This window comes from Halococcus sp. AFM35 (assembly GCF_051195015.1).
GTDB lineage: Archaea > Halobacteriota > Halobacteria > Halobacteriales > Halococcaceae > Halococcus.
Window position 1 is genome coordinate 1 of record NZ_JBNTJU010000063.1, and the last position, 6,499, is coordinate 6,499.

The window sequence follows — 6,499 nt, forward strand, 5'->3', positions numbered from 1 at the left end:
TGACAAAATCTACCATCAACTCGATCTTGATCATAGGGTTTGCTCACAAGAACACATTTGGGTGTCGAAAGTGGGGTATACGCTCTCGGAAGCCCAAGAAGACCTGCCGACGACGGAGCCGTCGCGGGTCGCCGTCGACGAGAAACCGAAAATGATGGACGCTGCTTGGTTGCAGCGTTAGTCGTCGGCCGTGGCGGTGTCCGGTGCGTCGTCGATCTCGACCAGCGTCTCTACGTCGGGAATCTCGGCGTCAGCGTTGGTGATGATTTCGATGCGACGGGTGAGCTTATCGCGCGAGTACTCGACCAGCGGGACAGGGTCCGTGGCCTCGGTGAACCGGCTGACGGTGTTTGCGACGTGGGGCATCAACTCTTGGAGCGTGTCTTGAACGACCTGCGGGTCGACGCCTTCTCCGGCGATCAACTCTTGGATTTTCTGCATCCCGAAGCCAACGTGGCGACCCTCGTCGCTCCTGATGTACGTGACTCCTTGCGTCAGCCCTTCGAGGTGTGGAAAGTCGCGTTGAGGAACGTTGTCGTTCCCGCCGGGACTAAACAGGGACGTGAGGCCATAGTAGCCGGTCTGTGCGAGCACACTCTCGACGACCAGATGGTAGTGACAGTACGCCTTCGCGCGATTTTCTGGTGTATCGTCGGTCAACAACAGTTCCATTGCAGCCTCGTTTTTCTCGAACAGGTCGATGTACTCTTCGTTGAAAAATCGCTGGTTCGTCGGGTAGGTTGCCTCGAAACCGCGCTCGTCCGCGACTGGAAGAACGACTTCGCGCCAGTAACGGTCGAAGAACTGGGTGTGTTTGGCCTCCTCGTAGAGCTGGGAAGTGATGAACATCTGGTCGTCGATGTCATCAAGCGCTATCGCCAGTGGTGCGAGGTCCTCCGCGACTGCCTCCTCGCCCGCGCCGAACAGCGCGAGCACCAGCATATATTCCTCAAACTCCTCCTCAGTGAGGTCTTCATCGTTTATCATCTTCTCGCGGTCGGCTTCGAGGTCTGATTGGGGGATGTCCTCGTAGGGGTCCCAGTGGTTGTACACCGCGTGCTCGAAGTAGCCCTGTCCAACCGAATCGCGGTCAAGCCGCATTTTTCGGGTTGTGTCTTCTACGTAGGTCATGACACAGATGCACGTTATCGCCTATCACATTGGAACTGTCTCCCGATATACTGGGTGGGTTTATATACTCGCACGGCGATGGCTCGTCATCGAATCACAGCATTTGTAGCGCACAGATGAACCGGCAGTATAGATAAGACTGTGAACGACTACCAAACTCGTGTGCGTTATGCAACCATCGTCATCAGGGCGGACGGTGGTGGTCTCCATCCGGTCGACTGGGCACTGTACACTGACCCAGTCGTGACTCGGGAGACGATCCAGAAGATCAATCTACTGAGTGATGGGACATTTGTAATCATCTATGAACTGAGCGGGGATCTACTGCATGCAGAGGAATTGCTATCAAACCATCCAGACATCATTACAGCCGACGTGACGGGCGAAGAGGTCGGACTCACCTACATGCACTTGGAGGGAAATTTCACAGTAAAGGCATTGCTCACTATCGTTCAGATGTTTGAATTCGTTCTTGACACTCCAATCGAATGTACCGAAGGGTGCGGCGTTCGCGTTAGACTCATTGGGGACGATGCGACGCTCCAGACAGCGATTGCGACGATTCCGGATCCCCTCGAAGTAACACTCGAAGCAAATAGTGACTATGACCCCACCCTCGACGACGTGTTCGCCTCCCTGACCCCACGCCAGCGGGAGATTTTGACAATCGCGGTTGAGGAAGGCTACTATCAAATCCCCCGACGAGTTACAATTGAGGAGATTGCCGATGCTCTCAGCCTTGACTCCAGCACGGTTAGCGAGCACCTCCAGAAGGTCGAGGCGTGTTTAGTTCATGAGATGATAGGGTCGAAATTGTGATGTTTCTTGAGGGGGGTTAGGTTGATTCATCACATCCGTCTTCCGGTGGAATTTATATCACTAAGGTTAGTTTCGCCATCACCGTGCATGAGCAGCATCGGAAATAGTGGAGTGGGTCACAGGTAGGCTGTTCAGCGAAGGAGATTGAGGTCTGTGAGTTTGGAGATAAGCACCTCTGTGGCCGCTTCCGCGTCTTCAGGTTCCTTACCGCCCGTGATTACTGTCTTGCCCGAGCCAAAGAGCAACGCGACGACATCGGGTTCGTCAAGCCGGTAGACGAGTCCGGGGAACTGCTCTGGTTCGTATTCGACATCTTCGAGACCCAGACCGATCGCAATCGCATTTAGGTTCAACGTCTCGCCAAGATCACCACTTGATACGATGTTCTGCACTTCGATGTCGGGACTTTCTGCTACTTCTATTCCGAGGTTCGAGAGTGTCTCAAAGACGATCTTGATGGCTTCGTGAACGTCTGGAACGGATTTTGCACCTGTACAGACGATCTTTCCAGACCGGAAAATCAGTGCTGCGGCGTGTGGGTCCTGTACCCGATAGACCAATCCGGGGAACTGGTCAGGGTTAAAGTCCGCTCCTTCGAGATCCATCGCTACCGATTCCAGATCAAGTTCCTGTCTAATCGCTGTTGAGGCGACCACGTTCTGGATTTCAAGCGCTCCCTTTCTGTTTTCGACTTCCTCATGGTCGCTCATAGATGGGATTACAACCGGTTCAATGGAGAGAGGTTATAAAAATGATTATAGAGCTGTGAAATATATCTATCTCACAGAATTTTTGCTCTGGAAGAGCACTAGACTGCGTGGCTCTAATGCCGTTCTTTTCGCAGAAAGCGGAAAGATGGATTGATGAAAACAACCGAAAAGTTGATTACTCACTCGTCTATTCGCTCAATTGAATCCAATGATACCGCTTCAGCAAGGATTTTCGCTTGACCCACAATCATTACTCAACCAATACGGACCAGCACTTATCAGCGCCGCCGTGAAAATCGTCCTGTTCATCGTTTCATTCGTCGTTATTTACTATGTTGGTAAGGCAGTCGTCGTTCGGGCTTTGAATGCCGTGCTCGATAATCGTGATGTGGATGAAACGATCTCGGGATTAATCGTGAGCACTGTCGTCGCAATCACGGCCGTGCTTTCGATCGTGGTGGCAGCTACTATCGCCGGCGCTGGCGTTGTGCTTACCGCGTTCGCGACGCTTCTTGGTGCACTTTCGCTGGCAGTCGGCTTCGCTGCACAGGACATTATCTCCAACTTCGTTGCGGGGGTGTTCATCATTCAAGACGAACCATTCAAAGTCGGTGACTGGATCGAATGGGACGATAACGTCGGCGTTGTTGAGGAGATCCAACTCCGGGTTACGAAGCTCAATACATTTGACAACGAACAGGTGACGGTCCCGAACAGCGATCTTGCTAACGCTGTTGTCACCAATCCTACTGGCAACGATCAGCTTAGAGTTGATGTTGACTTTGGTATTGAGTACGACGATGATATTAACGAGGCTCGCGCAGCGATTCTCGACGAGGCACGGAACCTCGATGGTGCGCTCACTGAGCCAGAGCCTGCCGCGCCCGTCACAAGTCTCGGTGATTCGGCGGTTGTGCTTTCAGGGCGTGTCTGGATCAACCCGAACCGCACCAACTACCGCCCAACAGTCGCAGCATTCACTGAAGCGGTCAAGAAGCGCTTCGACGCTGAAGGCATCGGCATGCCTTATCCCTACACGGAAGTTACCGGAAGCGTCGAAAATTCCATCGCACCAGAGCAGTCACCAGCTGACGACTGAATCCGCGTTTGTTGGTCTAGCATCCAATCTCCCATTTCAGATACATGATTTGGAATGCAAACGCTAGCATCGATTCCTCTGCTCACTTGTTCGTTTGATACAATCAGAGGATTGCGCTCGGTTAAGAGAGCTATACTCGTATTCTCAAACGAGCTATAGAAACTCCAATACTCTTACTGACAGATATATTTATGAGGGAGGCGGAAGGTGTACAGGTGACTGCTGTCTTATGCAGAGGGCAGCAGTGAGTTAGGAGACCAAGACTACATGACAAGATCACACACCCTTGCTGATGGTACAATTCTTCAGACAGTTCCAGACTCGCTACAGCCGTTGGTCAACGGACTGCTCAGTGCAATTCCGCTGATCATCGGTGCAATTATCATCCTGCTGCTCGGGTTGATTCTCGGCCGGATTCTCGGCGGCGTGGTCAAGCGCGTTGTTCAAAGCATCAGACCTGCTCAGTACACCGAGGGGACGGCTCTCGAACGCGAGGGCGACGTCGATAGTAGTGTCGCACAGTCCCTCGGTGACCTCACGAAGTACATCGTCTACCTCCTTGCGTTGCTCGCCGCGCTCAGCTTCCTCGGGATCGGCGTTCCCGGCGTCTTCCTGACGGACGTTGCCGGGGGGCTGGTGCAGATAATCGTCGCCGTTGCCATCCTCATCGTTGGCGTCGCCATCGGTCGGTTTGTCGGCAGTCTGGCCGGCGATATCGTTGCCGGGTTCGGTCTCGACAGCTATGTCCGCGACACACCGGTTGCAGACGCGACCGACTCGGTCGGCGGCATCAGCAACGCCGTCGGCAGACTCGTCGAGTATCTCATCTACCTCTTCGCGCTGCTCATCGCGCTCGACTACGCCGGCATCGCCATCCCTGGCGGATTCTTGACGAACGTCGCGAACGGTGCGGTACAGGTCATCGTCGCCGGCGTCATCCTCGTGGCCGGGTTTGCTATCGGCCGGTTCGTCGGCGACCTCGTCGGGGATATCGTCGCCGGATTCGGTCTCGACGGTTTCGTCCGTGACACGCCGCTGGCTGACCTCACGGACGCCGTCGGCGGTATCGGCAACGCCGTCGGCAAGCTCGTCGAGTTCCTCATCTACTACTTCGCGCTGGTCGCCGCAGTGGATGCGCTCGATTTCCCGGCGCTCTCCGAGCCGCTGACCGACTTCATCGGCCAGATTCCGCTGCTGCTCGGCGGGCTTGCCGTCCTCGTCGTCGGCATCTACGTCGCCGACCTGCTCGGCGATCTCGTGGCGAACGCCGATAGGAGCCGGGCGGCCGATATCGCCGGTCTCGCCGTACAGCTGTTCGTCTATTACATCGTCATCGTCTTCGCGCTCGATACGGCCGGCTTCGATACGTCCGTGCTCACGACGCTGTTCACGTCGTTCGTTACGGCGCTGTTCGGTGCGCTTGGACTTGCGCTGGCCATCGCCATCGGCATCGGTCTCGGCTGGGGCAGCAAGGACTACGTCGCCGAGAACATCGACGACTGGGTCGGTAGCGCACGCGAAAGCGCCGACGATCTCGCCGAGGAGTCTGACTCCGAATCAGACGACGGTTTTGAGTCGCCGGGATCGACCGACGACTAGCGTCGAAGACTTTCCTAAAGGGTTCCGCAGAACCCTTCTCGAAGCTGCGTGAGATCACCTTGCTCGTGGAACATGAACTATACCTTCGTGGCAGAGCTGAAATCGGTCGCTCAGGATATGCGACGGCCCTGAACCAGATTTCAATCAGATTCTTCACAGAGAACAGCTGTGGACAATTCTTTGTCAGACGCGAGTTCTCGGTTGGTGAGTGCCCGTTCGACACTCTGTTGGGCGGTACGAAGGGTGTCGATGAGACTGGTCGTATCCGACACTACAGGATAGGTCACCGACAGTGATCTGTATACGTACTCGTTGAATTCGTGATCATTATGGTGTGTTCTGGCAGCCCGCCGTTCACCGAGAGCGGCCTGTCGGTCGACCAGTAACTGCTCGCATTCTCGTTCGCGCGAGTGCAGACGTTCATCGACATTAGCGAGCTCCGTGTCGGTCCAGTCGTCGAATGAGCATGTTCCAACGACCCTGTTGAGATCGGCACCCAAGCGCGTCAGCTTCTCGTCGGCAGTCTCAAGAGCACTGGATTCGCTTTTGAGGCCTTGCAGAAACGAGCGGCGGCTCTCGCGTGCTTGTTGGCTGTATTCGACGAGCCGATCGCGAAGTTGTGGTATGAGATGGTCGCTGGTTAGCACGGCAGTCGCGACCTCTGGTCCGAACTCTTGAGCGATACTTTCTTCGAGTGTATCGTCGTAGACGTCGGCGTAGTGATTGGTAGCCATGACCGTCTCGCGGTAGATGTCACGGACTTCCTCAAGCGAGGCAGCTGCATTTGATGTGTGAGGCGATGATACTAACAGCTGTGGCGACGGCTGCTGGAGCTCATCGGTCGACGAGTTGACCGCGGCGACATCAAGATTGGTGATGCGATCGGTGAATGTCGCGAATGCAGTGCGCTCGTCGGTAGTCCATTCCCGCTCAGTTTCGACGACTTCCATTGCGGACCGTGTCTTGGTCGGGACGAAGTGAGTGGTCATTATTGGCAATACGACGCGGGATAGCATAGTTCTATTCGCCAAATATAGCGATAACGAAACTTGCCATTCGTCTTTAGCTAAGAGTAAAACCGCATGACTGCGGCTGGAAGCGAAGTCGGTTCATGAACGGAGTGAGGAGGAGTTCGGTGTGA

6 protein-coding genes and 1 pseudogene are annotated in these 6,499 nt (G+C 54.9%); 4 read left to right on the plus strand and 3 right to left on the minus strand.

The window, feature by feature from the left end; all coding sequences use genetic code 11:
* Positions 1 to 76: 76 nt before the first annotated feature.
* A pseudogene (locus tag ACQUQO_RS17770) lies at positions 77 to 172 on the plus strand (IS6 family transposase); the annotation flags it as partial.
* A 5-nt stretch (positions 173 to 177) separates the two neighbouring features.
* On the opposite strand, the gene ACQUQO_RS17775 reads toward ACQUQO_RS17770, so the two are convergent.
* Positions 178 to 1,101 (minus strand): ribonucleoside-diphosphate reductase, encoded by a 924-nt coding sequence (locus ACQUQO_RS17775; protein ID WP_435079921.1) that lies wholly within the window; start codon positions 1,099 to 1,101, stop codon positions 178 to 180.
* 192 nt (positions 1,102 to 1,293) lie between these two features.
* Between ACQUQO_RS17775 and ACQUQO_RS17780 the strand changes: the two genes are divergently transcribed.
* The gene (locus ACQUQO_RS17780; RefSeq protein WP_435079923.1) at positions 1,294 to 1,950 is read left to right on the plus strand and encodes a helix-turn-helix domain-containing protein; all 657 of its coding nucleotides are present in this window, start codon (positions 1,294 to 1,296) and stop codon (positions 1,948 to 1,950) included.
* A gap of 131 nt (positions 1,951 to 2,081) precedes the next feature.
* On the opposite strand, the gene ACQUQO_RS17785 is transcribed toward ACQUQO_RS17780, so the two are convergent.
* Positions 2,082 to 2,660, minus strand: a complete 579-nt coding sequence (locus tag ACQUQO_RS17785) for a TATA-box-binding protein (protein WP_435079925.1) — start codon at positions 2,658 to 2,660, stop codon at positions 2,082 to 2,084.
* Between the two features lie 208 nt (positions 2,661 to 2,868).
* On the opposite strand from ACQUQO_RS17785, the gene ACQUQO_RS17790 reads away from it, so the two are divergent.
* Positions 2,869 to 3,759, plus strand: a complete 891-nt coding sequence (locus tag ACQUQO_RS17790) for a mechanosensitive ion channel family protein (protein WP_435079927.1) — start codon at positions 2,869 to 2,871, stop codon at positions 3,757 to 3,759.
* A 267-nt stretch (positions 3,760 to 4,026) separates the two neighbouring features.
* Positions 4,027 to 5,358, plus strand: a complete 1,332-nt coding sequence (locus ACQUQO_RS17795) for a mechanosensitive ion channel family protein (protein ID WP_435079928.1) — start codon at positions 4,027 to 4,029, stop codon at positions 5,356 to 5,358.
* Between the two features lie 140 nt (positions 5,359 to 5,498).
* Here ACQUQO_RS17795 and ACQUQO_RS17800 read toward each other — a convergent pair whose 3' ends face one another.
* Positions 5,499 to 6,374 carry a DUF7260 family protein gene (locus ACQUQO_RS17800; protein WP_435079930.1) on the minus strand — a complete coding sequence of 292 codons (876 nt, stop codon included), beginning with the start codon at positions 6,372 to 6,374 and terminating at the stop codon, positions 5,499 to 5,501.
* Positions 6,375 to 6,499: the final 125 nt, after the last annotated feature.

What these genes read in the sequence shown, in the direction of transcription:
- ACQUQO_RS17775 (WP_435079921.1), bottom strand. Translation starts at nt 1,101, where the DNA reads ATGCGGCTTGACCGCGATTCGGTTGGACAGGGCTACTTCGAGCACGCG.
- ACQUQO_RS17785 (WP_435079925.1), bottom strand. Translation starts at nt 2,660, where the DNA reads ATGAGCGACCATGAGGAAGTCGAAAACAGAAAGGGAGCGCTTGAAATC.
- ACQUQO_RS17790 (WP_435079927.1), top strand. Translation starts at nt 2,869, where the DNA reads ATGATACCGCTTCAGCAAGGATTTTCGCTTGACCCACAATCATTACTC.
- ACQUQO_RS17795 (WP_435079928.1), top strand. Translation starts at nt 4,027, where the DNA reads ATGACAAGATCACACACCCTTGCTGATGGTACAATTCTTCAGACAGTT.
- ACQUQO_RS17800 (WP_435079930.1), bottom strand. Translation starts at nt 6,374, where the DNA reads ATGCTATCCCGCGTCGTATTGCCAATAATGACCACTCACTTCGTCCCG.